Origin of the sequence: Thermoproteus uzoniensis 768-20 (assembly GCF_000193375.1) — an archaeon.
In the GTDB taxonomy this organism is placed as follows: Archaea; Thermoproteota; Thermoprotei; order Thermoproteales; family Thermoproteaceae; genus Thermoproteus; species Thermoproteus uzoniensis_A.
Map to the genome: position 1 here is coordinate 456,024 of NC_015315.1, position 22,919 is coordinate 478,942.

23 protein-coding genes are annotated in these 22,919 nt (G+C 59.0%); 12 read left to right on the forward strand and 11 right to left on the reverse strand.

What is annotated here, in order from left to right; all coding sequences use genetic code 11:
* Positions 1-37: 37 nt before the first annotated feature.
* Positions 38-742 (forward strand): hypothetical protein, encoded by a 705-nt coding sequence (locus TUZN_RS02510; RefSeq protein WP_013679355.1) that lies wholly within the window; start codon positions 38-40, stop codon positions 740-742.
* Positions 743-837: 95 nt separating this feature from the next.
* Positions 838-3,255: a phosphoenolpyruvate synthase gene (gene ppsA / locus TUZN_RS02515; protein ID WP_013679356.1), complete on the forward strand. Its 2,418-nt coding sequence runs from the start codon at positions 838-840 to the stop codon at positions 3,253-3,255.
* Here the strand turns inward: ppsA and kae1 are convergent.
* From kae1 to TUZN_RS02535, 4 genes are read right to left on the reverse strand one after another with little or no spacing between them, the layout of a single operon-like run.
* Entirely contained in the window at positions 3,224-4,249 is a 1,026-nt protein-coding gene (gene kae1, locus TUZN_RS02520) for a KEOPS complex N(6)-L-threonylcarbamoyladenine synthase Kae1 (RefSeq protein ID WP_052886025.1), read from the reverse strand. The genes ppsA and kae1 overlap by 32 nt on opposite strands.
* A gap of 28 nt (positions 4,250-4,277) precedes the next feature.
* Entirely contained in the window at positions 4,278-4,463 is a 186-nt protein-coding gene (locus TUZN_RS02525) for a 30S ribosomal protein S27ae (RefSeq protein WP_013679358.1), read from the reverse strand.
* Positions 4,460-4,831 carry a 30S ribosomal protein S24e gene (locus TUZN_RS02530; RefSeq protein WP_013679359.1) on the reverse strand — a complete coding sequence of 124 codons (372 nt, stop codon included), beginning with the start codon at positions 4,829-4,831 and terminating at the stop codon, positions 4,460-4,462. Before TUZN_RS02530 ends, TUZN_RS02525 begins: the two co-directional genes overlap by 4 nt.
* Positions 4,832-4,881: 50 nt before the next feature.
* Complete coding sequence (locus tag TUZN_RS02535) at positions 4,882-5,283, reverse strand: phosphate-starvation-inducible PsiE family protein (protein WP_013679360.1); 402 nt, start codon at positions 5,281-5,283, stop codon at positions 4,882-4,884.
* A 44-nt stretch (positions 5,284-5,327) separates the two neighbouring features.
* Between TUZN_RS02535 and TUZN_RS02540 the strand changes: the two genes are divergently transcribed.
* Complete coding sequence (locus tag TUZN_RS02540; protein WP_013679361.1) at positions 5,328-5,948, forward strand: methyltransferase domain-containing protein; 621 nt, start codon at positions 5,328-5,330, stop codon at positions 5,946-5,948.
* Here TUZN_RS02540 and TUZN_RS02545 read toward each other — a convergent pair.
* The 3 genes from TUZN_RS02545 to TUZN_RS02555 are packed head-to-tail and all read right to left on the reverse strand — an operon-like array spanning position 5,934 to position 7,949.
* Entirely contained in the window at positions 5,934-6,419 is a 486-nt protein-coding gene (locus TUZN_RS02545) for a CPBP family intramembrane glutamic endopeptidase (RefSeq protein WP_013679362.1), read from the reverse strand. The two genes, TUZN_RS02540 and TUZN_RS02545, sit on opposite strands and share 15 nt — an antisense overlap.
* The gene (locus tag TUZN_RS02550) at positions 6,416-6,832 is read right to left on the reverse strand and encodes a metal-dependent transcriptional regulator (RefSeq protein ID WP_013679363.1); all 417 of its coding nucleotides are present in this window, start codon (positions 6,830-6,832) and stop codon (positions 6,416-6,418) included. The genes TUZN_RS02545 and TUZN_RS02550 overlap by 4 nt, the downstream gene beginning before the upstream one ends.
* A 1-nt stretch (position 6,833) precedes the next feature.
* On the reverse strand, positions 6,834-7,949 hold the full coding sequence (locus TUZN_RS02555) for an Nramp family divalent metal transporter (protein ID WP_013679364.1): 1,116 nt from the start codon (positions 7,947-7,949) through the stop codon (positions 6,834-6,836).
* 200 nt (positions 7,950-8,149) lie between these two features.
* Between TUZN_RS02555 and sucC the strand changes: the two genes are divergently transcribed.
* From sucC to alaXM, 5 genes are all read left to right on the forward strand, one after another.
* On the forward strand, positions 8,150-9,298 hold the full coding sequence (gene sucC / locus TUZN_RS02560; protein WP_013679365.1) for an ADP-forming succinate--CoA ligase subunit beta: 1,149 nt from the start codon (positions 8,150-8,152) through the stop codon (positions 9,296-9,298).
* Complete coding sequence (sucD, locus tag TUZN_RS02565) at positions 9,295-10,176, forward strand: succinate--CoA ligase subunit alpha (protein WP_052886026.1); 882 nt, start codon at positions 9,295-9,297, stop codon at positions 10,174-10,176. Before sucC ends, sucD begins: the two co-directional genes overlap by 4 nt.
* Positions 10,177-10,630: 454 nt before the next feature.
* Positions 10,631-11,833: an aminotransferase-like domain-containing protein gene (locus tag TUZN_RS02570; RefSeq protein WP_013679367.1), complete on the forward strand. Its 1,203-nt coding sequence runs from the start codon at positions 10,631-10,633 to the stop codon at positions 11,831-11,833.
* Entirely contained in the window at positions 11,830-13,041 is a 1,212-nt protein-coding gene (ilvA, locus tag TUZN_RS02575; RefSeq protein ID WP_013679368.1) for a threonine ammonia-lyase, read from the forward strand. The genes TUZN_RS02570 and ilvA overlap by 4 nt, the downstream gene beginning before the upstream one ends.
* Positions 13,042-13,192: 151 nt before the next feature.
* Positions 13,193-13,906, forward strand: coding sequence for an alanyl-tRNA editing protein AlaXM (gene alaXM / locus TUZN_RS02580; RefSeq protein ID WP_052886027.1), 714 nt, complete (start codon positions 13,193-13,195; stop codon positions 13,904-13,906).
* Here the strand turns inward: alaXM and TUZN_RS02585 are convergent.
* Entirely contained in the window at positions 13,903-15,147 is a 1,245-nt protein-coding gene (locus TUZN_RS02585) for an NAD(P)/FAD-dependent oxidoreductase (protein WP_013679370.1), read from the reverse strand. The two genes, alaXM and TUZN_RS02585, sit on opposite strands and share 4 nt — an antisense overlap.
* 79 nt (positions 15,148-15,226) lie before the next feature.
* Between TUZN_RS02585 and TUZN_RS02590 the strand changes: the two genes are divergently transcribed.
* The 3 genes from TUZN_RS02590 to TUZN_RS02600 all read left to right on the forward strand — a co-directional run bounded on the left by TUZN_RS02590 (position 15,227) and on the right by TUZN_RS02600 (position 18,433).
* Positions 15,227-15,619 carry a Fur family transcriptional regulator gene (locus TUZN_RS02590; RefSeq protein ID WP_013679371.1) on the forward strand — a complete coding sequence of 131 codons (393 nt, stop codon included), beginning with the start codon at positions 15,227-15,229 and terminating at the stop codon, positions 15,617-15,619.
* A gap of 77 nt (positions 15,620-15,696) precedes the next feature.
* Positions 15,697-16,188 carry an adenosine-specific kinase gene (locus TUZN_RS02595; protein WP_013679372.1) on the forward strand — a complete coding sequence of 164 codons (492 nt, stop codon included), beginning with the start codon at positions 15,697-15,699 and terminating at the stop codon, positions 16,186-16,188.
* A 10-nt stretch (positions 16,189-16,198) separates the two neighbouring features.
* On the forward strand, positions 16,199-18,433 hold the full coding sequence (locus tag TUZN_RS02600) for a DEAD/DEAH box helicase (protein ID WP_013679373.1): 2,235 nt from the start codon (positions 16,199-16,201) through the stop codon (positions 18,431-18,433).
* Position 18,434: 1 nt separating this feature from the next.
* Here the strand turns inward: TUZN_RS02600 and TUZN_RS02605 are convergent, their stop codons facing one another.
* Entirely contained in the window at positions 18,435-20,822 is a 2,388-nt protein-coding gene (locus tag TUZN_RS02605; protein WP_052886029.1) for a valine--tRNA ligase, read from the reverse strand.
* A gap of 163 nt (positions 20,823-20,985) precedes the next feature.
* Here TUZN_RS02605 and TUZN_RS02610 point away from each other — a divergent pair, with 163 nt between their 5' ends.
* Positions 20,986-21,648 carry an ACT domain-containing protein gene (locus TUZN_RS02610; protein WP_052886030.1) on the forward strand — a complete coding sequence of 221 codons (663 nt, stop codon included), beginning with the start codon at positions 20,986-20,988 and terminating at the stop codon, positions 21,646-21,648.
* Here the strand turns inward: TUZN_RS02610 and TUZN_RS02615 are convergent.
* Together TUZN_RS02615 and TUZN_RS02620 are read right to left on the reverse strand one after the other, a co-directional pair.
* Positions 21,607-22,611, reverse strand: a complete 1,005-nt coding sequence (locus TUZN_RS02615) for a TIGR00269 family protein (RefSeq protein ID WP_013679376.1) — start codon at positions 22,609-22,611, stop codon at positions 21,607-21,609. The genes TUZN_RS02610 and TUZN_RS02615 overlap by 42 nt on opposite strands.
* Positions 22,608-22,823 (reverse strand): hypothetical protein, encoded by a 216-nt coding sequence (locus tag TUZN_RS02620; protein ID WP_052886031.1) that lies wholly within the window; start codon positions 22,821-22,823, stop codon positions 22,608-22,610. Before TUZN_RS02620 ends, TUZN_RS02615 begins: the two co-directional genes overlap by 4 nt.
* Between the last annotated feature and the right edge of the window lie 96 nt (positions 22,824-22,919).

Here is a 22,919-nt window from a genome sequence, read left to right on the forward strand (position 1 = left end):
AGCGGAAGGCTTTAAAAAGGCATCTGCGGCCGGCGTCGTGATAGTGGCTTACGCCGAGGGCCCTCCGGTGGCCATATTCGCGGGCTCTTGGCTGTGCTCCCGCTCGCCCGTGGACGGCTCGCCGATAGCCCTCGGAGAGCCCGTGGGCGACTGCGAGGACGTCGAGCGGCTCGAGAGGCTTTCCTCAATAGCCACGTCGGTCTATATGTTAAAGTCGAGAGGATTGAAGGTGTTCTATGGAGGGGCCGACGAAGAGGGGCGTCTGGCGGCGTATGCCGGAGGCGCCGACGCCGCGCTCGACGAGGTGAAGCACAGGTTCGGGATACCGGAGGTCCCCGACGACTCGGCCTTTGTGGTCGTGGAGGCCGAGGACGCGAGCTCCCTTAGAAGGGCTCTCAGAGTCGCCGGCGAGGTGTACAGAAGGCGGATAGACGTCCTGCTAGTAGCCGACCTCAAGAAGGCCCTCGAGCTGGGCCGATACGCCTCGGGCGTGGTCTTGAGGGATGTGGCCAAGTTGGTCTCGTTCGAGCCGTCGTCAATCTTGCCGGATATAGGCAGATGTGCCCACTGTGGAGTCGACTTCTTGATGTACGGATCTAGGATAACCCGGTGCATCTATTGCGGCCGCGCGCTGAGGAACGTCTTGACCCAACGCAAGCCGCCTCCAAGGCCCGAGATACTACGCGCCATACATAGAAAGCTGACGTCGGGCGCGTTGCCCGAGCGACTTGTCGTAGTTTAGTCTAATTATAAATCAAGGCCATTTTCGGCCAAAGACGCCAACGGCTATCTTCATGGGTTGAATGGTTAGTATTAATAACACTCGTAATACCTCATATGGGGCTCGTCGTATGGCTGGAGGAGATATCCCTCAAGGACCATCCTCTGGTCGGCGGCAAGGCGGCGAATCTGGGCGAGATCACGAAGCTGGCGAGGGTCCCTCCCGGCTTCGTGATCACCACAGAGGCCTTCCTCCGTTTTCTGGACGCGACCGGCATAAGGCCCAAAATATCCGAGATACTTAAGGCGGTTAGAGGCGGATCTCCCGAGGACTACGAGAGGGCCTCGGCCTCGATAAGAGGCCTCATAGAGGCGACGCCGATGCCCAGGGATATAGCAGACGAGATAGCGGCGGCCTACGCCAAGCTTTCCGAGCTCGTCGGCATTAGAGACGTGCCGGTCGCCGTACGCTCCTCGGCCACCGCCGAGGATCTAGGCGAGGCGTCATTCGCCGGCCAACAAGATACCTATCTGAACGTGAGAGGCGTCGAGGGCGTCATAGACCACGTCAAGAAGGTGTGGGCCTCGTTGTACACGGCCAGGGCTATATATTACAGGGAGCAGATGGGGATACCCCACGACGGCGCGTCGATAGCCGTCATAGTGCAGAAGCTGGTCAACGCCAGATCCGCCGGCGTCATGTTCACGTTAGATCCCACTAACGGCGATACGTCGAAGGTAGTAATAGAGTCGGGCTGGGGACTCGGCGAGGGGGTCGTGAGGGGCATAGTCACTCCCGACGAGTTCGTGGTAGATAAGTCCAGTCTGAGGATAGTAGAACGGCGCATATCTAAGAAGAGGGTCGCCGTGGTGAGAGACGAGGCCGGCCTCACTAGGGAGGTTGAGCTGCCTGAGGACAAGGCCTCGGCGCCCTCGCTGGACGACAACGAGGTTGTGGAGTACGCTAAGATGGCTCTGGAGCTGGAGCGCCACTACGGCCGCCCGCTCGACATAGAGTTCTCGGTGGACGCCGATATGCCGTTCCCGCAGAACCTCTTCATCGTACAAGTCAGGCCGGAGACGGTGTGGAGCAGGAAGGCCCCAGATAGGAGAGAGGCGGCGGGCGGCGGGACCGTGGTGGTTAAGGGCATCGCCGCAAGCCCCGGCGTGGCTGTCGGGAGGGCCAAGATCTGCCTCACGCTGGACGACGCCAAGAGGAAGTTGCAGAAGGGCGACATTCTCGTGACTAAGATGACGGACCCCGACTGGGTCCCCTACATGCGCCTCGCGTCGGCAATAGTCACCGATGAAGGGGGGAGAACCAGCCACGCGGCCATAGTCAGCCGCGAGTTGGGCATACCGGCCGTGGTGGGCACGGGGAACGCGACCCAGGTCTTGAAAGACGGCGAGATCTATACCGTGGACGGCGGCAAGGGCGTTGTGCTGGCCGGCGCAGTGGAGGTCAAGGCGGAGGCCAAGGTCGCGGAGCCCGCGGTTGCCGGCCGCGAGATAGTGCTCCACATATACCGCGCTATCCCGACGGGCACTAAGATCTACATGAACTTGGGCGAGCCGGAGAAGATAGACGAGTACAAGGATCTGCCCTTTGACGGGATAGGGCTGATGAGGATAGAGTTCGTCATATCGAGCTGGATCGGCGAGCATCCCCTCTACTTGATGTCGATAGGACAAGAGCAGAAGTTCGTGGACAAGATGGCGGAGGGGATCGCCAAGGTAGCCTCAGCGATATATCCGAGGCCCGTCGTGGTGAGGTTCTCCGACTTCAAGACCAACGAGTACCGTAGCCTCAAGGGCGGCGAGAAGTTCGAGCCGGAGGAGAGGAACCCCATGTTGGGCTGGCGCGGCGTCTCCCGCTATGTCTCGCCGCAGTACGAGAAGGCGTTTAGGCTAGAGCTCAAGGCAGTTAGAAAAGTCCGCGAGGAGTTAGGCCTCAACAACGTGTGGGTCATGGCTCCGTTTGTCAGAACCGTCTGGGAGGCCGAGAAATTCGCCAAGCTACTAGAGGAGGAGGGACTCCACAGAGATAGGGACTTCAAGGTCTGGGCCATGGCGGAGGTGCCGTCGGTGGTCTTCGTGGCTGAGGAGTTCGCGCCTTACTTCGACGGGTTCTCCATAGGCTCCAACGACTTGACCCAGCTGACTCTGGGCGTCGACCGCGACAACGACTATCTAGTGAGGATAAACCCGAAGTATTTCGACGAGAGGGAGGCCCCAGTGCTTAGAGCCATATACGACCTAATAAATAGAGCACACAGACACGGCTTGACCGTATCCATATGCGGGCAAGGTCCCTCGGTGTACCCGCAGATGGTGGAGTTCCTGGTTAGGGCCGGCATCGACAGCATATCCGTCAACCCCGACGCGGTGCTCAGCACGAGGGTCCTCGTGGCGTCGGTGGAGCTTAAGACGTTGAGAGAGAGGCTGGACGCCGTGTACAAGGCCCTCTACAAGGTAGACGACGATGAGGAGTTCAGAGGAATTCTCAAGAAGGTCTTCGGCCATCTGAGGTACTAACGCACACGTCCGAGAACCAAGGCACATCCACTTGGTCGAGCCTCCATCTTTGCTTCACGAAGCTCTCCTCCACGCTCACAGATACACCTCTCCTAAACGCGTAGTAGCCCGTGAGGGCGATCATGGCGCCGTTATCGCCCGCGTACTCGAAGGGGACTATCTTCAGCTTCACGCCCCTGTCCTCAGCTATTGCCTCTAATATCTGCCTAAGCCTGGCGCTCCTGGCGACGCCCCCGGCGACGACGAGCTCCCGTTTGCCTGTATACGCCAGAGCCCGCTCGAGGACTTCGGCAAGCATATAGTAGGCGGTCTCCACCAGCGACTTGCACAAAGTGGGTAGGTCGACCTCGCCGCTTTTATAGAGATCGACCGCCTTCGTGACTAGGCCGGAGAAGGCCAGGTCCTGCCCTATTATGTTTATGGGCAGAGGCACCACGGACTTGGCGCCCTCCGCACACCTCTCCACGGCGGGGACGCCGGGATAGCCCAGCCCGACCTCTCTGGCGAACTTATCTATGGCGTTGCCGACTGCCATGTCGAGCGTCTCGCCGAAGACCCTATATCTGCCGTCTGCGAACCCGACGATCATCGTGTGGCCCCCAGATATTAGGAGGACCAAGGGGTCGCAACTGCCCGTCAACGCCCTAGCTATCTCTATATGGGCGACGCCGTGGTGCACAGGCACCAGCGGCTTCCCCAGCTTAACCGACAGCGCGCGGGCTAAGACAGCCCCTATCCTCAAGGCGGGCCCCAGCCCAGGCCCCGCCGAGTAGGCTACGGCGTCGATCGCCGAGGCGTCCCTTCCGGCCTTCCTCAAGGCCTCCCTCAGCAACGCCACCGCGATCTTGGCGTGATGTTCGGCGGCTTCTCTCGGATGTATGCCGAAGCCTGAAGGAGGGATATAGGTATCGTTAACGTTGGCTAAGATCTCGCCGTCCTCTACTACGCCTATACCTATAGTATGTGCAGTGCTCTCGACGCCTAGCACTAGCACAGAACAAAGGCCATCTGCGTTTTTAGGTCTACCGCTTCGACTCGAATATAGTCATCCCGCACTTGCCGCAGTGCCATCTGGGCACAGGCTCCTTGTGATAAGCCATGACGGATCCACAACGGGGACAGAGCCTCCTCAGAAACTTTATGGTGCCCTTCTCGTAGTCGTACTGGTACCAAGTAGCGGACCTGGGCAATTTCTTGGCCTCGCTCATTTCTTCTTCGCGGCCCCTTTCTTCTTCCTCCGCTTCTTCTCCCTAATCTCCGCCTTGCGTTTCTTGGCCTCTTCGAGGAGCTTCTTCCCGTCGGGCGAGTTCCTCGCAATTATGTAGAGAGGCTCAACGACCTTGGCAGTAGCCTCGGAGTCGTACACGTGCACTTCGGCCCTCGATACGCCTCGGCCAAATTCGGTTAGGATCTTCCTGATGAAAACTAACTCGGGCTTCACCCCCAACTGTGCGGCGACGGCTTCCCTCACCTGTTGTCTTGTCGGGGTGGACGAGCCGCTGTGTACTATGGTCGCGACAACCTCTCTACGTGCCAGCAACTTGTTCTCGCGTATGGTTTCTAGTTTGAGCTCCACGGCCGCCGCATAGGGCCGCCTTATAAACGTTTTCGGCGGGCCGCGCGCCGTCAGGCCGTGCGCCTGTGTTGTAGGTAGTCGACGACGCCTATGGCGAGCGTGGCCGCCGTCAACACAGCGGCGTGGGCTATATCGAAGTTGCTGTTGGCGGGCGATATATAGACTATGAGTTCCCGCGCAAGCGCGACGAGCGCGACGTCAATTATCTTATATACTATAACTTCTTTATGTTGTATATATGTTATAAATGTATCAAGAAGTTCAATAAATATTATAAATAAGAATAAATTGCTTAATAATAAATAAACCGAATATTCTGTGGCGTTATGTGAGAGGTCTATTATGCCCAACACCACTAGGTAAAACGAGTAGCCTGCTAGTACGGCCGTCACGACGAGCGCTAGGCCGTATAGGAGGATTTCTAGAGATCTCAGCCACTTGATGTAGTCCACGGGCTCGGGTTGCCGACAAAATATATTTGTGTCGCATCACCTACGTGAGCGCCAGGGACGTCTTCGACGCATATGCGGAGAGATACGACCTTTGGTACGTGAAGCATGCGGATCTGTATTCGAGCGAGTTGCGGGCGGCGTCCGTCTTCGACTGCGAGGGCGGGGTCGAGATCGGGGTGGGGACCGGCAGATTCGCGCATCCGTTGAGGCTCAGAGCTGGAATAGATCCGTCAACCGCCATGTTGAGGCTCGCCCCCAAAGGCCTAGACCTAGTAGCCGCAGTGGGCGAGCGCCTTCCGTTTAGAGACGGCGCCTTTCCCTGCGCTCTGATCGTGGTCACTTTATGTTTTGCGGACGATCCGGCTAAACTCGTCGAGGAGGCGGCCCGCGTCGCCCGAAGGGTCGTCGCGTGTATAGTCCCCCGCAACTCTCCATGGGGCATCCGCTACACGCGCGAGGCGATGAAGGGACATCCGTTCTATTCCCGTGCCAGGTTCTACACGGTGTCCGAGGTCGTGGCATTCGGCGCCCGCGCCGGCATGAGGCCGCGCGCCGTCTCGGCGACTCTAGGCGGCGACGTCGAGAGGGAGTACCCGGTAGATAGGCCCAGTCTAGGCAAGGCGGAACGCTACGGCTTCGTCTGCGTCGAGCTAGAGAGGGCCTAGGTATATGGCTGTCCACACGATATTGTTAATTGCGTGAAGCGCGATCGATGCGGCGAGACCGCCACCCATATAGGCCAGAGTCAGCGCAATCGCGTAGGCCAGGGCCAGGAGCGGGTACGGGTGGAGGAGCGCGAAGACGACAGTGGATACGGGAATGGCGCCCCATAGAGGGAGGACCCTGAACGTGAGGCCTCTGAACACCACCTCCTCGACGATGGGGGCCAAGATGTCGGCGACGATGATATTAGCCGGAGGGCTCTTGGGCCCGGTGAGCAGATCCGCAGTAAACGCGGCCAGATATACGGCGATCGCCGGTAGCAGGTATGCCCGCCTGCCGCCGAGCCAGTTAAGCCTCTTGAACGAGATAGCGGATATCGCCAGCGCGAGCAGATAGCCGAACATCGCCGGCCTCACCGCCAGAGCGGCCAGCGAGGCCACTAGGGCGAGCAAGTCTACGTAAGTCCTCGTCACGCCAGCGCCTCGCTGAGCTGTTTGAGAGCCTCGGCGAGCTTGGCGATCCTCTCCACCACTCTGGGATCCATCACGTGCTCGAGCTTTTCGGCCTCGATCTCGGCGAGCTCGTCGTCGACGCCTATGAGCCTGAAGAACTCGGCGAGCGTCTTGTGGGCCCTATCCAGCCCCTCTAGGACGGCTAGGCCGCGCTCGGTTATCTCTATTCCCTCGCGCCCCCTGTAGGTTATGTATCCCAGCTCGTCCAGCCTCCTCAGCATTTTCTGGGCCGAGCTGGGCTTCACGCCTAGGACCTCGGCCAACGCGCTTAGGGTGACCCTCCCGCTCCTCGATAGGGCGTAGATAGCCTCCAGGTAGTGCTCCGGCCTAACGTCCTTCACCTCGTGCCCCTTCCTCATTGAGTCGACGTCCATATCAAACAAGCGTCAGCAGATCTATAAGTATGACGAACGCGCCCGCCGCATATGCTACGACCGCCAGCTTCTTGGATATGTACGGCTTGGCGAACGCCACCAGCGGCAGGAGCACCATCGGCAACACCATGCTCAAGACAACTTGGGTGTAGACAAGTAGCTCGAGCGGGTTGACGCCGGCGGCCAGGACGGCCGCGGTCGGTATTATGTTGATCAGCCGGAAGAAGAGGCGCGCCTTGTACCTGGCCACGTCTCTGCCCAGCGCCCTCTCCAATATTAGGGTCCCCGCCTGTACTGAGACCGCCGAGGAGGCCAACCCCGACGACAGCAACGCTATTGAGAACGCAAGGCCGGCGAACGGGCCGTAGAGCGGCTCCAACACCTTCGGCACGCTCGAGATCTCCACGCTCCTCCCGTAGAGAGCGTACGCGGCGACAACCTGCATCGCCGCGTTGACGCCGGAGGCTATGCCTAAATTATAAAGGGTCTGGACTCTGTGGGTCCGCCTGTCTAGGCCGCCCACTATGTGCGAGTGTAGCAATAAGGCGTGCGGCATGACGGTGGCGCCGATTATGGAGGCGGCGTAGAGCGCCGCCCCGCCGCCTAAGGCCGGCACTAACGAGTGGTAGGCGACTGAGAGCAGATCCGGCTTGACCAACACGAGCTCCACGAGGAAGCTGAGGCCCACCACGGAGGCCAGGACGCCTATCGCCGCGAAGTAGGCCTTCCCCCTATCGCCCAGTATCAGCAACAAGACGACGTCTATCGAGCCAAGAAACGCCGCGAGGTATACGGGAAGTCCCAGCAACAGCTCAAACGCTATAATCAGCCCCACGAACTCGGCCAGATCCGTCGCGAGCGCCACCGCGAAGAGAGCCGGCACGTAGAGCGGCCACAGAGGCTTCAAGCGCATCTTTAGGTGGTCTAGAAGGCCAGCCCCGCTCTCCAGCCCCAAGACGCCGGATATATACTGGTACATAATTGCCAACAAGCCGGAGAGCCAGACGACCCAGAGTAGGCTTAGGCCGTACGTGGATCCGGCCGCTATGTTCGCGCCGAAGTTCCCCGGGTCTATATAGGCGACGCTGACAACAGTGGCGGGGCCTATCAGATCCATGGGGCGCTTTACCCATCCCTATAAAATTTTTCCTTGGGCTAAAAATTAATGGGGAAACTAAAGGCTAGGGTTCTAAGTTGCCCCGTGAAATCTCGGAGAATATTTAGATTTGGCTAAAAATCGGCGGGCTAGCTCTTTGGCTAAATACTAGACGCCTTCCGCGTAGATAACGCTAAAAACGCGGCCCAATACGGATCTACATGAAGTTATACGAATACGAGGCCAAGGAGATCTTGGCCAAATACGGCGTGAAGATACCCCGAGGAAGGCTGGCGTTGACGCCCGAAGAAGTGCGCAAAATCGCCGAGGAGATAGGGAAGCCGGTCGTGTTGAAGGCGCAAGTAACCGTCGCTGGTAGAGGCAAGGCCGGCGGCATAAAGGTCGCCAAGACGCCCGAGGAGGCGGAGGCGTTGGCGAGGCAGATGTTCGGCATGACCATAAAGGGGCTGGTCGTGAAGAAGATCTACGTAACCGAGTACCAGGAGGTGGAGAGGGAGATGTACCTGAGCCTTATAATTGACAGAGCCACAAGGCGGTATCTCTTCCTGGCGTCGCCGGTGGGCGGCATAGACATAGAGGAGATAGCTAAGAAGGAGCCCGAGAAGATAAAACGCGTATACGTCGACCCGTTCGAAGGGCTTAGGGATTTCCACGTAAGGGCCATAGTGTCTTGGCTGGCCATAAAGCCGGGCACGCCCCAGTGGGATCAAGCGGCCAGCATCGTCAGAGCTATGTATAGGGCCATGACGGAGCTGGAGGCCGAGCTCGTGGAGTCCAACCCACTGGCGGTGACCAAGACGGGCGAGGTGGTGCCTCTAGACGCCAGAATAATCGTCGACGACAACTCTCTGTTCAAGCATCCGGATCTCGAGAAGGCGTATGAAGAGGATCCGAGAGACGTGACCGAGTTCGAGCGGTACGCGCAGAAGATAGGGTTCAACTACGTCGAGCTGGACGGCGACGTCGGCATTATAGGCAACGGTGCGGGGCTCACCATGAGCACCATGGACCTCGTCTACCACTTCGGGGGGAGGCCCGCCAACTTCCTCGACATAGGCGGCGGCGCGTCCCGCGACGTGGTCAAGGAGGCGCTGAAGGTCCTCCTAAGGCATCCTCGGGTCAAGTCGATATTCATAAACATCTTCGGCGGGATCACGCGCGCCGATGAGGTGGCTGCCGGCATAGAGGCGGCGTTGGCCGAGACAGGAGGCACCAATAAGAAGATAATAGTGAGAATGAAGGGCACCAACGAGGAGCTGGGCAGGCAGATGTTGGCCAAGTTGGGAATACCGCTATACGAAAATGCCGAAGAGGCAGCACAAAAAGCGGTCGAGGCGGCTAGGCTATGACGATCTTAGTCGGGCCTAATACCAGGGTCATAGTTCAGGGAATCACGGGAAAGGAGGGCTCTTTCCACGCCCAGAGGATGCTGGAATACGGCACCAAGGTGGTGGGCGGCGTGACTCCCGGCAAGGGCGGCGCGACTGTGGCCGGCCTGCCGGTGTTCGACACAGTCGAGGAGGCCGTGAAGGCGACCGGCGCCAACGCCTCGGTGGTCTTCGTGCCCGCCAAGTTCGCGGCCGAGGCGGTCTACGAAGCCGTAGACGCAGGGATACAGCTGGTCGTGGTCATAACGGAGCATATACCCATACACGAGACTCTGAGGTTCGTCAGCTACGCCAAGGCCCGCGGGGTGAGCATAATAGGGCCTAACTGTCCCGGCATCGTGGCGCCTCCCGTGAAGGCCAAGCTGGGCATAATGCCCAACAACATATACCAGACGCCGGGCAGGATAGGCGTTGTGAGCAGGTCGGGGACCCTCACCTACGAGATATCCTACCAGCTGGTGCGCGCCGGACTGGGGATAAACACGGCTGTGGGAGTCGGCGGCGATCCCATAGTCGGGACGGACCTAGTCGAGGCCACCTTGATGATGGCTAAAGACCCCGATATAGACGCCATCGTGGTGATAGGCGAGGTCGGCGGCGACGCCGAGGAGAGGCTGGCCAAGCTGTACGCGGAGGGCGCCATAAAGAAGCCTTTGGTGGGCTACGTGGCCGGGAGGACCGCCCCGCCGGAGAAGCGCATGGGCCATGCGGGCGCTATAGTGATGTTGGGCTCCGGCGACGCCAACGGCAAGGTCAAGGCGCTTAGAGAAGCTGGAATACCGGTCGCCGATACTCCCATGGAGGTGCCGCAACTGGTGCTGAAAGCTCTGAAAAAATAGCTAGCTTCAGCTCAGCGGCATAACGGTCACGGAAGCGTTGTAATTTCTTCAAGATGGAGACGGCTTTAGGTAAATAAACGCCGTAGACCAGTGCTATTATCCCGCTACGCCCAATACTAAGGCCTATAAAAAGAGCCCCAAGATGAAGGGTGCTATGCGAGATTTGCGGTTGGGAGCCCGCCGAGTTCGTATGCCCCAGATGTAGCCGCCGGGTTTGTAGATACGATATGGGGACGCGTTACTGTAAGGCGTGCGAGGAAACTCTGTGCAGGATATGCGGCGTTAGGTATTCGGTCTCTACTTGTTACAAGTGCGGCCGGCTTGTCTGCGAGCACTGTAGCGTCAGGAGGGGACTCCTCCGGATATGCGTCGAGTGCCTTAGGGCTGAGTCCGGTGTAGCTAATATATAGTTTATATATGTCAAAATATTTATTGATGAGCCTACGGCCTATATATGGACCTGTCGAAGTTGCTGGCGGAGAGGACCGCCTACATGCGGGCCAGCGAGATAAGGGAGCTCTTGAAGTGGGCCACCGCCGACGTCATATCGTTCGGAGGGGGGATGCCGGACCCCTCGACGTTTCCCCTGGAGGAAATAGCGAGGATAAGCTCCTACGTCCTGGAGACCTACGGCAATAAGGCGCTCCAGTACGGACAGACAGAGGGCGTGCCCGAGCTCCGGGACGAGCTCGCCAAGTTCGCGGCAAGCAACGGGATAAAGGCGACGGCCGACAACGTGATAGTCACGGTAGGTAGCCAGGAGGCCCTGGAACTATTGGGCAGGTTATTCCTCGACGAGAGGTCCGTCGTAGTCACGGAAAACCCGACGTATATAGCCGCCTTGCAGTCGTGGCGCGTCTATCGGCCCAAGCTGGTCGGGATACCCATGGACGACCGCGGCATGAGGACAGAGGTCCTCGAGGAGCAAGTCAGGAAGTTGAAGGCCGAGGGCGCCAGGATAAAGTTCATTTATACGGTTCCCACGGCCCAGAACCCCACGGGCGTCACGATGACCGACGACAGGAGGAGACACCTCCTCGAGATAGCGGAGCAGAACGACCTCCTCGTCGTGGAGGATGACCCCTACGGCTACTTTATATTCGACAACATAAGCGTCACTAGGTTGAAGGCCCTCGACAAGTCGGGCAGAGTGATATACCTCTCCACGGCGTCAAAGATATTCAGCCCGGGCCTCAGGCTCGGCTGGGTGGTGGCGGACCAGGAGCTCATCAGATGGTTCGCCCTCGCGAAGCAAGCGCTAAACCTCAACACGCCGACGCTTAATCAATACCTGTTGCTCGAGGGGCTGAGGAGGGGCGTCATACAGAGGAATATACCGAGGATCGTGGAGCTCTATAGGAAGAAGCGCGACGCCATGTTGACCGCGCTCGAGGCGTATATGCCTAAGGGCGTGAGCTGGACCAAGCCGTCTGGCGGCATGTTCATCTGGGTCAAAGTCCCCGAGAAAATAGACACGAAGGAGATGCTGAACGTGGCGATAGCCAAGTACAAGGTGGCGTACGTCCCCGGCCACGGGTTCCACGTCAACGAGGGCGAGGGGAGGAACACTATGCGACTAAACTTCACGTACAGCTCGTTCGAGCAGATAGACGTCGGCATCAAGCGCCTGGCCGACGCCATACGCGAATTTTTATGAGGGAGCCTCCGCTCGAGGAGGCCGCGGAGATCATAGGGGAGCAACAGAGGCGCGGCCTCATACACAGGACGCCTCTTTTGAGGTCGGAGTCGCTCTCGCGCCTCCAAGGCGGGGAGGTCTACCTAAAGCTGGAGGCTCTGCAGAAGACGGGCTCCTTCAAGATAAGGGGGGCCTACTTCGCCATGTACAAGTACATACAAGAGGGCTACAGGAAATTCGTAACAGCGTCGGCGGGCAACCACGCCCAGGGAGTGGCCTACGCGGCGCAGCTACACGGGGTTAAGGCCACGGTGGTCATGCCGTCGACTACCCCCTGGCTGAAAGTCAAAAAGACTAAGGATTATGGAGCGGAGGTCGTGCTCTACGGCGAGAGCTACTACGAGGCGGAGAAGAAGGCCGTGGAGCTGGTGGCGCCAGACGCCAAGTTCCTCCACGCATACAATGACCTGTACGTCATAGCCGGCCAGGGGACTATAGGGATAGAGATCCTGGAGGACCTACGCGACGTGGACGTGGTGGTCGTCCCGATCGGCGGCGGCGGCCTTATATCCGGCATAGCGTACGCCGTCAAGAGGGCGAGGCCCAACGCCAAGATCTACGGCGTGCAGGCATCTGGCGCCCCTTCTGTGTACAGATCTCTGAGGGAGGGCCGGATAGTCACGTTGGAGAGCGTCGACACGATAGCCGACGGCATTGCGGTCAAACGGCCCGGCGAGCTGACAATGTCATTTATAGAGAGGTATGTGGACGACGTGGTGCTGGTGGACGACAACGAGATCGCCGACGCTATATATCTGCTCGCCGAGAGGACCAGGGTGATAGCCGAGGGCGCCGGCGCCGCGTCCGTGGCCGCTTTGATGACCGGCAAGGTGAAGACGGAGGGGAGGAAGGCCGTCGCCGTGGTGTCCGGCGGCAACATAGACGCCACTACGCTGGTCAGGGTGCTCAACAAGGCCATGGCGCGCCAGAGGAGGATAGTGAAGTTCGTCGGCGAGGTGCCGGACAGACCCGGGATGTTGGCCGCCGCGGCTTCTGTCTTGGCAAAACACGGCGTCAACATAATCGACGTATACCACGAGAGGTACGATCCCCACCAGAGGCCTAACTACGTCGAGCTGGTCTTCGTGACCGAGATACCAGGCGACCTCGATCTGGGGGCCGTATTGAAGGATCTCGAGGCTAAGGGCTTCAAGTTCGACGCCCGTTAAGAGGCGACCTCGGTTGGGATTAAGCGCGCCGCGGCGCAAGCGGACGTGCTGGGATCGCCCAGCCGACCGCACTGCGAGATCCGAGCCGAGGCCGGTAAGCCCTCTAGGCCCGGCGGGGCGAGAACGTATTTTTAGCCGCCGATTTTCCTCTATGCGGACTAAGTTATTGTACCAGGAAGACAGCTACATAAAGGAGTTCGAGGCCACTGTCTTGGACGTCATCGGCGATAAGGTCGTGCTCGACAGAACTGCCTTCCACGACGGCGAGGGAGGGGTCCAGGCGGATACGGGGTATCTGGAGGCGGCCGGGGCGAGATATAGGGTCAAGGCCGGCAGAGAGGGGGACGAGGTGGTCCACGTAGTGGAGGGCCAGCACAGCCTGAAGCCCGGCGACGTGGTCAAGGGCGTGCTGGACTGGGAGCCTAGGTACAGGAAGATGAGGTTGCACACGGCTGCCCACATGCTCTCGGCAGTTCTATACAGGAAGCACAACGCCTTGATAACTGGCGGCGAGATAACTCCCGAATATGCGAGGGACGACTTCAGCATAGAGGGCGACATGAACACGGTGAGGAGGGCCTTCGAGGAGGCCGTGGCGGAGGTCAACGAGCTGGCGGCCAGAGGCATAGAGGTGAAGGTCTACTGGTTGCCTAGGGAGGAGGCGTTGAAGATACCGGGCATAACTAAGTTGGCCGAGAGGGCGCCTCCCAACATCCCCGTATTGAGGATAGTGGAGATACCCGGCGTGGACGTACAGGCCGACGGCGGCCCTCATGTGAGGAACACCGCCGAGATAGGGCAGGTCAAGATCCTCAAGATAGAGAATAGGGGCAGGAACAAGAAGAGGATCTATTACACTGTCTAGAGCACGAGCCTCTCCGGCTCCATACACCTGTTCTTCGCCAGGGCGTTGGTCGGCACCTCGACCCCGCCGAACAGCTCGGCCTTGCTCTCGCCCAACACAAGCGCGGCGGCTATTCTGGCTATGGCGTCGGCCTTCATGATGCCGCTGCCGCTGGTGCCCGCCGCCACGTAGAGCCCGTCGGCCAGCTTGTCGACTATGGCGACCTCGTCCACTACGTTCTCGTCGTAGTAGCCGTGCCAGGCGTTGTGGGGAGTCCGCCCCTCGAACGCCGGTATGTACTTGCTCAAGACCGGATATATCCCGTAGCGCCAGAGGCCCTCCTCGACGCCGGTCTCCTCGAAGCCGTAGGGCCTTCTGTCCGCCAGCCCTATCCAGAAGTTCCCCTCGTCGGGCTCCGGCCTTATGTAGATCCCGCGCGGCAGTATCAGGAAAGGCATAGAGCCCTCACCCGTGAGCGAGTCGTCGTAGAGCATAGCCTTTAGCTCCCCCTCGGCCCTCACCACGAAGACCTGCCTCTTCCTGGGCCTCAGAGGCAGTCCGTACCCCAGCGCGGCGGCCAGATCCCCGGTCCAGGCGCCGGTGGCGAGGACGACGGCGTCCGCCTCGATATAGCCGGCGCTTGTGGATATGCCCCCAACCTCGTAGTCCTGCCACGCGAAGGGCTCGCCCGGGATCCCCAGCGGCTTCTTGGGCCTGGCCAAAAGGCCGGTCATCTTGACCCCGTAGACGGCTTTGCCCCCCATTTTCATGAACTGCTCCTCGTAGTAGCGCAGGACCTTCTCGGGGTCTAGGATCCCTGCGTCTCTTATGAGAATCCCCGTCTCCACGTCGTAGAGCCCCATCTCTCTAGCCTCCTCGTCCTCGGTCACCTTGGCCCTGACGCCGCGCGGAGGATCCACGAAGTCTATAGAGAGGCCCATGGCCTTGAGCTCGCTCACGACGGGCCTCAGGCTGGCGGTCTCGGCCTCGCCGGCCAGGAACAGATACCCTACAAACCGCATGGAGAGGTTGCGGCCTCCCTTCTGTACAGATTTATAGAAATCTATAGTTGTCTTGGCCAGAAGCCTGTTGAGCCGCGAGGTGAATATGGTCCTGAAGGCGGCCGCAGATCTGCCGGTGTCGCCCATGCCGGCCCCCGCCATCATGTCGACGACCGTCACCTCGGAGCTCGGCGCAATTCTTTTAAGATGGTAGGCGGTCGCCATGCCGACAATGCCGGCGCCGACAACCACTATCCTCATGTCGGGGGATAAATAGGCCTATATATCTGTGGCCGCCGGGATGGCGAATATATTTTTATAGCAGATGCGTTTCTATTGCGTGGAGCAACAAACTCCATTAAATATACTGAAGGAGAAGGGATATCGGCTGACCCCCCAGAGAATAGAGGTCGTGAAGTTAGTGCTAGAAAAACTTGAAAAGAAGGAGCATCCGACGTTCAACGATATCTTGAACGAGGTTAAGTCCAAGATGCCCAGCATAAGCGCCAGCACGGTGTATAATATTCTGAAACTGCTGGAGGACAACGGCGTGATAGTCTCGTTTGAACACAACGGGCGGACCTACTACGACAAGGTAGAGCCCCACATAAACGTAGTATGCGCCGACACGGGCAAGGTGCTCGATATATATAACGAGAAGATATTGGAGGAGTTGAGGAACGCGGGAGTGGTGCCCACCTCGGTGGTCGTTAAGGCCATCTGCGGCAAGTGATGAGGTAAACCGCGCCGCCGATAGGTGATCGGAGAATCCACAGCTGAATCGATTTAAACTGCTGGACGGATATCGCTATGTCTATTAGGTTCGAGGCCGTCGACGTGCCGATACCCGAGGGCGCCAACGTGATAATCGGGCACGCCCACTTCATCAAGACCGTGGAGGATCTCTACGAGGCGTTGGTCAACAGCGTGCCCGGGATCAAGTTCGGCCTGGCCTTCTGCGAGGCCTCCGGGAAGCGCCTTATAAGGCATGAGGGCAACGACGAGGAGTTGAGAAAGTTGGCGATAGATGTGGCCTCCAAGATAGGCGCCGGCCACACGTTCGTGATATACATAAGGAACGCCTACCCGATCAACGTGCTGAACGCCGTGAAGCACGTGCCGGAGGTCGTCAGGATATACGCGGCCACAGCGAACCCGCTCAAGGTGATCGTAGCCGAGGTAGAGCCGGAGCGGCGCGGCGTTGTCGGCGTGGTGGACGGCCACTCCCCCCTAGGCGTCGAGGGGGATAAGGACAGAGAGGAGAGGAAGGCGTTTTTGAGAAAGATAGGCTATAAGCTTTAAACAAAAACCTGTGGACTTTTTGTCTAGAGTCTTGGGCGATCCCGGGAGGGAGGTAGTCTACGTGAAGACAGATACGCCGGAGCCTCTCGAATTCTGTTGCGACGTGGGCGCCGCCTTGAGGGCCGAGGTGGCGGACGCGCTCAGGAAGGCGGGAGTGGAGAGGCTGTACCCGTTCCAGTACGACGCTATCCAGAGCATAAGGTCGGGGAAGGACACTGTCATAATCGCCGGGACGGGCCTCGGCAAGACCGAGGCGTTTCTGGCGCCCATATTGGAGGAGAGCCTGGACACCTTCAAGACCCCTGTGGCCGTGATCATGTACCCCACAAAGGCGCTGGCGAGAGACCAGCTGGGGAGGATAAGGGCGTTGGCTGATAGGCTGGGCGTCAGGGCCATGGTCTACGACGGCGACACGCCGCCGAGGGAGAGGAGAATTCTGTACCAGACGCCGCCCCACATTCTGGTGACAAACCCCGACATGGTGAGCCAAGCCCTCATGTACGTCCCGAAGTTCCGGCAGCTCCTATCGAGGGCCAGATACGTGGTCCTCGACGACTTCCACGTGTACAGCGGGGTGTTGGGCTCCCACATGTTCTACCTGCTTAGGAGGATGGAGCGCTTCGTGAAGCCGCAGTTCGTGGCCACATCAGCCACCTTGGGCAATCCCGCCGAGTTCGCCGAGCTGTTGCTCAACAGGAAGGTGAACGTCGTGCAGGGGCCTAGGGGAAGGCGCGGCGAGCTGGTGCAAGTCCTCGTAAGGCCGCGTTTTAGGTCTAAGTGGGCCGAGGCGGCCGGCTTGGCCAAGATCTGCATAGACGAGGATCTCAAGTGCCTCGTCTTCACCGACAGCCATAGGTACAGCGAGATGATATATAGGGCGTTGAGGCTGGAGGGCTACGGCGGGAGCGCCGCGGTCCATAGAGCTGGGCTCGGGGCCGAGGAGAGGAGCAATGTCGAGGAGGCGTTCAAGAAAGGCGAGATAAATGTCGTCATAGCCACCCCTACGTTGGAGCTAGGCGTAGATATCGGCGACGTTGACGCGGCCGTGCTGGCCTCCGTCCCGCCGACGTTCAACAGATATCTGCAGAGGGTGGGCAGAGTTGGGAGGAGGGGACAGACGGGGTACGTGGTGCAGATACTCGGAAACGACCCCATATCGAGCTACTACAGGAACTACCCAGACGAGTTCTTCGCCAGATCGCCGGAGCCTCTAGGGCTCGAGCGGGAGAACGAGGACGTGGCGTCCCTCCACATGCTGGCGATGGCCCTCGACAGGCCCATAAGGGAGGACGAGCTCGCCCCCTACCAGCTTCCGTTGTTGAGGGAGCTCGCGTCGGCCGGCTATTTGGAGAGGAGAGGCCGGTTCTACTTCATAACCAAGGCAGGCCGCGAGAAGCTGGCCGACCTATCGCTTCGCGGAAGCCCGCACGTGGTGAAGATCAAGACTGCTGACGGCAAGCTCCTAGGCCATAGGGAGCTCCCGCTCGCCCTATACGAGCTACACCCAGAGGCGATATATGCCCACGGCGGCGCTACATATATCGTGAAGTCGCTGGATCTAGCTAGAAGGGCCGCCGTCGTGGAGCCGGCAGACGCCGAGGATCTGACGACCCAAGCCTTGGAGGATATGGAGCCGTACATGGAGGAGGTGCTGGAGGAGGGCAAAGTGGAGGGGGTCCCCTACCAGTACGGCAAGTTGAGGATAAGGATAACCGTCTACGGCTACGCCCTCAAGAGGTTCACGACCGACGAGACCCTCGGGGAATACCCCATAGAGCCGGTCTCATACGAGTTCAGGACAAAGGGAGCCGTCTTCTACATGCCTCTGTTGAGATACAGCCCCAACGACGCGGTCGATTGGGAGGAGAGGGCTAAGGGCTACCACGCCACGGAGCACGTCCTCATATCGGCCGCCGAGATAGCGGTAGGCGCCTCCAAGACGGATCTAGGCGGCATAAGCTACCCGGACGGCGTCGTGGTGATATACGACTCCCATATAGGGGGAAACGGGACATCGCGGCTACTTCTCCGGAACTTCAGAAGGGCGGCCGAAATAGCGTTGAGGATAGTTAGAGGGTGCGACTGCGTGGACGGATGCCCTAAATGTGTGTATAGTCCGTATTGTGGAAACAACAACAAGATGTTGTCCAGGAGAAACGCAGTGAGGGTGTTGGAGCGTGTCCTCAGCGGCGAGGGTCCGCCGACGGCTGGCGAGATCCCCAAGTCGTCGAGGGGGATCGTGTAGCCTACCCTATCCAGACGAGGCCCTCCTCGTCTATCTGCTCCCTCCCTCTGCCGGCCCTCACCGAATTGGCCTTATGCGTCAAGCGTAGGTCCTCCGCCGCTTGTAGGGCGGACTCGGGGACATAGAGGTCGGCGTTTAGAGGATCGGCGAGGCTCATGCCTTTTCTATTCTTATAGCGCCATACGGCGCTGTTTATCTTCTTGACAAGCACAAAAAGCGACGCGTCGCCTCTCCACTCGGGCGGAGGATCCTCTATCCGCTCCCTATGGATAGATCTGCCGTATAGCTCCCGCCATATCTTGTCGGTCACGAAGGGCATTATGGGGGCCAGGAGCTTTAGGCCGTACTTCAACACGGCGTATAGTGTGAACACAGCGCCGTTCTGCTCCTCAGACGAGAAGACGCCCTCCCTGTTGTAGGCCCTCGACTTGACCGTCTCTATGTAGTGATCGGCGAACTCGTGCCACAAGAAGTCGTAGAGCGTGAGGGCGGGCTCGTAGACGTCGAACTCGGAATAGGCCTTTATCGCCGCCGCGGCCACCTCGTAGGTCCTCGCCAGCATGGCCCTATCTATAGGCATCAGCTTGTAGCTCGAAGGCTCCTCGAAGGACGAGACGAAACGGGCTATGTTCCAGATCTTCGTGGCGAAGTCTCTCCCCTCCTTTATCAGAGACTCCAGATAGCGGTAGTCGCTCCCCAGCCTGGCCGCCGCCGCTGCCCAGAACCGCGCCGCGTCTCCGCCGTATTTCTGGACGGGCGGCAACGGGTCTATGATATTGCCCTTGGACTTATGCATGGCCTCTCCCTTCTCGTCTAGGCCCATCCCGCTGATCCTGACGTACTTAAACGGAACCTTGTCGTGCAACAGATAGGCTCTGAGCAACGAGTAGTAGAGCCACGTGCGGATTATCTCGTAGCCTTGCGGCCTCAATATCTTGTCGGGGTACACCCTCTCGAAGATGCCCAGGCCCTTGGTGTAGCCGGCCGCGTACATCCAGCTAATCGACGAGTCGAACCATGTATCGAGCACCCTGACGTCGCCCACCAGCTCGCCGTCTGGACACTGAGCCTTGACCTCGGGCGGAGGCTGATCGCGCCACGGCCTGTAGTACCGCCCTCCCTCGGGGACTATCGGTATCAGCTGGTCGCCCTTCTTGCAATACCAGAGGGGGACCTCCGTGGCGTAGTAGCGGCGCCGCGAGACAGGCCAGTCGAGCTCCAGCGACTTTATCCAGTCCTTGAGCATGTTCTTGAACTCGGGCGGCCTGAACTCCATACGATCCGCTAGCTCGAGCAGACGCTCCTTGAACTTGAGCTGGTGCACGAACAGCTCCCTAGTAGTTATTATCTCCAGCGGAGTCCCGCAACGCCAGCAGACGGGCACGGTGTGGTGTAGCGGCTCCCTCTTCACTATCAAGCCCTCCCTCGAAAGGTCCTCGACTATCTTGGCCCTCGCCTCCCTTATGGAGAGGCCCGCGTACGGCCCCTCCTTTATGCGGCCCCTCTCGTCCACTATGACCTTTATGGGCAACTTCAACTCGTTGACTATGGCGAGGTCTCGGGTGTCGCCGAACGTTGAGATCATGACCAAGCCGGTCCCGAAGTTGGGGTTCGCCGCTGGGTGCGGCAGTATCGGGACCTCCTGGCCCATGGGGGGCACGACGGCGTGCAAGCCCTCCAGGCGTTTATATCTGCCGTCGCTCGGGTTGAAGATGACGGCCACGGTCGCGGGGAGGAGCTCCGGCCGCGTGGTCGCTATTATTATATCCTCGCCGGTCTCCCTTACTCTGAACTTTATATAGTTAAGGAACGTGTCTTCCTCCTTGTACTCGACCTCGGCCTCCGCCAACGCCGTACGGCACCGGGGACACCAGAGGGTGGGCCTCTCGGCCTCGTAAATTAAGCCGCGCCTCCACAGCTCTATGAAGGTCTTCTGGGTCATCGCGCGGTACTCCTCGCTGTCGGTCCCCTTGTCCCAATAAGTGAACGACATGCCCCACCTACGGAATATCGACACGAACTCCTTCTCCAAGCTGTCCAGCTCCGCCTTGCACATCTCCAGGAACTTCTCCCTAGGGACCTCGTGGGCGTTTATCCCGTACTTCCTCTCCACCTGGACCTCCACCGGCAGGCCGTTGCGGTCTAGGTAGAACGGAAAGATCACATTGTACCCCCGCATCCTGAAGAACCTCGCCACCATGTCTATCTGGGCGTAGTGCGCCGTGCCGCCTATGTGCGGCCTGCCCGAGGGGTAAGGAGGCGGCGTGTCTATTACCAGATAGTCACCGTCTGGGTTTATCCTTATTGCGAAGAGCCCCTCTCTCTCCCAAGCCCTTATGAGATCCTCCTCCCACTCAAGCCGCCATCTAGCCTCCTTTAGCCTCGGCACTGGGGGTAGTATATAACGGCTTTTTAATATCACCTCTAGCTCGGATATAGGGGCAAGGCTTAACTAGAAGAGCCTTGAGCGAAACGGCCTATCGTCTCCGGCGTTTACGTCGCCGGGGCCGCCTCTCAGGCAAAGATTTTTATATCGAGCGTATTGGGGTCCGATGCTGAATCGCGAGTTGTACCTTATCGTCAATAATCTGGGAGGTAAAATAGGCGAGTTCCTCGTGGAGCTGAACTTCGACCAGCCGGGCATATTGGCAGCTCTCTCCAACGTGTTTGCTGACAGCAACGCGAACATACTGAATATAGCCATGGACTCGGGCCGTACAAAGATCCACTTCATCGTCGACGTGACCACCGTCGACGAGCAAGACCTGGAGGAGCTCCCCAAGAGGCTGGGTATGTTCGCCTTTGTGAAGAAGGTCCACCACAGACTGGCCTCGCGGAGGATCTTTGTGCCGAGATGGATCTCCCACGTCATAAACAACGAGCCGGCGCTAGCCGTTGAGAGGGACTTCGTGGCCAAGCTGGCCGACTTGGACAAGCTGGCGCTCGACATGGCGAGGAGAGACGCCGAGATAGTCAAATCGGCTCTCCAGGACGGCGATATAGAGGAGCTACACGAGGCGGCCTATGTGGTCCAGCTGAGGGGCCTGGCGACAGTCCAGGAGGACAACAGCACCAAGAACCTAGTGAACGTAAAATACTGCAGGACGGTGTACCCGCTCTTTAGAAGGTATATTGACACCTTCATATCGTCCATATCTAACAGGGGCTATAGGCTACTGGACGAGGGCGGGTGTATCAGGCTTCAGATAGCTTGAGATAGCCCTCAGATATCCGTCGAGGAGGCCGGCCTTTTCGAAAAGCTCGCAGGCCCTACACACATCCCTAGACGAGGGGGCTCCGCAGTACTTGCACCGGCTGTACGGGATCTCCTGGCCGCGCAAGACCTCTCCTAGCCGCCGCCCGAAACTGACCAGGTTGTACTTCACGTTTGGCATCCTCTCCTCGAGCTCGGCCAGCATGAACTTGAGGCCGTATCGCGGGTTCGTATACACGTAAGGGCATTCGAGCTCCATCAGCGGTATGCCGTGGTAGTGGGCGTATACGGCTACTTCCTCCTCTCTTACATACTTCAACGGCTTTATCCTCCTCACGAGGTCCTTCTCCTCAGCATCGTCTAGGTCTAGCCAGGCGAAGCGCTTGAGGTTTCCCATCAACACGTTCAATAGGACTGTCTGGGCCTCGTCGTCTAGGTTGTGCGCCGTGGCGATCTTAGTCCAGCCGCGCCTCTTGCCGATCAGGTTCATGGCCTTACGCCTCAAGATGCCGTCGACGGCGCACATGTGTATATCGACTCCGCTCTTCCAAAGGCGCTCGGCCAACTCCAACGCCGAGTACCCGAACACCTCCTTGAAGTTGAACACGGAGTAGGCCACTCCGTAGCGCCCGGCCAGCTCCTTGACGAAGTCCGCCCTGGACATCCTGTAGAAACAGCTGTATGGATGGCCCTCGTTGATCGTGAACGCCTCTAGCTCGACGTCCTTGAGGCGTCCCCTCGCCTTAAGCTTGCCGAGAATGTCGAGGAGCACCAAGCTGTCCTTCCCCCCGGATATGGCGACGGCGACTTTGTCCCCGGGCTCTATCATCCTCTCGTCGCGGATGGTGCGCCACACCTTCTCCTCTATAGACCTAAACAAGCAGTTGAGGCAGAGCCTCTCGCCGCTACTCCGGCGGAGGAACTGGGCCTGCCTCTTGCCGCACGAGGTACAGACGGCGGTCATTCCAAGTGGGGTATCGCCCCGTGTTTCTTCTCCGCCTTCTCTATCTGGATAGTGTAGGTGTCCAGCCTCGTCCTGAATATGTAGAACACCGTGCCGCAGTGCTTGCACCTAGCTATCATTATCGTGTTCTCGGGGCCCTTGTGCCGGTACGTATGCGGCGGCGGCATCGCCTCCCATTCGGGAAGATTACATACGGGGCAGAATATGGACACGAAAGAAGCCCTCGAAATTGGTTTATATGATTTTAGGATGATCTCGAAAATATAGCGCCGAGGCCGTAGGTGCTTATATTTACGCCGATATCACTT